The organism is Jannaschia formosa (assembly GCF_003340555.1).
Lineage (GTDB): Bacteria > Pseudomonadota > Alphaproteobacteria > Rhodobacterales > Rhodobacteraceae > Jannaschia > Jannaschia formosa.
Genome location: NZ_QPLJ01000101.1, coordinates 1 through 1,008, shown reverse-complemented (window position 1 = coordinate 1,008; position 1,008 = coordinate 1). Strand labels below are relative to the sequence as shown.

At 69.5% G+C, this 1,008-nt stretch carries 1 protein-coding gene; it reads left to right on the top strand.

Annotated features, from left to right (window positions below; genetic code table 11):
• Positions 1-1,008 (top strand): xanthine dehydrogenase family protein molybdopterin-binding subunit (locus DR046_RS22980; protein WP_167767273.1); only part of this gene is annotated, 1,008 nt, incomplete at both ends.

Sequence of the window (1,008 nt, the reverse complement as noted above, 5' to 3'; positions counted from 1 at the left end):
CGCCGCTGATCTACACCAACGTGAAGGCGGTCTTCACCAACACCGTCCCCGTGGACGCCTATCGCGGCGCGGGCCGGCCCGAGGCGACCTTCCAGCTGGAGCGGGTCATCGACATGGCCGCGCGCGAGCTGGGGGTCGATCCGGTGGCCCTGCGCCGCCAGAACTTCATCACCGAGTTCCCCTACCAGACGCCGGTCGCGGTCGAATACGACACCGGCGACTACGAGGGGACGATGACGAAGCTGCTCGCGATGATCGACCGCGACGGCTTCGCGGCCCGGCGGGCCGAGAGCGCGGCGCGCGGCAAGCTGCGGGGCCTCGGGATCAACTGCTACATCGAGGCCTGCGGCATCGCGCCCTCGTCGCTGGTGGGCCAGCTCGGCGCCCGGGCGGGGCTCTACGAGAGCGCGACCGTGCGGGTGAACGCCACCGGCGGGCTGGTGGTGATGACCGGCAGCCACTCCCACGGGCAGGGGCACGAGACCTCGTTCGCGCAGGTCGTGGCCGACATGATCGGCATCGACGACAGCATGGTCGAGATCGTCCATGGCGACACGGCGAACACGCCGATGGGGATGGGCACCTACGGCTCGCGCTCGCTCGCGGTGGGCGGCTCGGCGCTGGTCCGGGCGACCGAGAAGATCATCCGGAAGGCGAAGAAGATCGCGTCGCACCTGCTCGAGGCCTCCGAGGCCGATATCGAGCTCAAGGACGGCCGCTTCACCGTCGCCGGGACCGACAAGTCGCTGGCCTGGGGCGACGTGACGCTCGCGGCCTACGTGCCCCACAACTATCCCCTCGACGAGATCGAGCCGGGGCTGGAGGAGACGGCCTTCTACGACCCCAACAACTTCACCTATCCCTCGGGCGCCTATGCCTGCGAGGTGGAACTCGACCCCGAGACCGGCAAGGTCGAGGTGCTGGCGATGGCGGCGGCGGACGACTTCGGCAACGTCGTCAACCCGATGATCGTGGAGGGCCAGGTCCATGGCGGGCTGACCCAGGGCA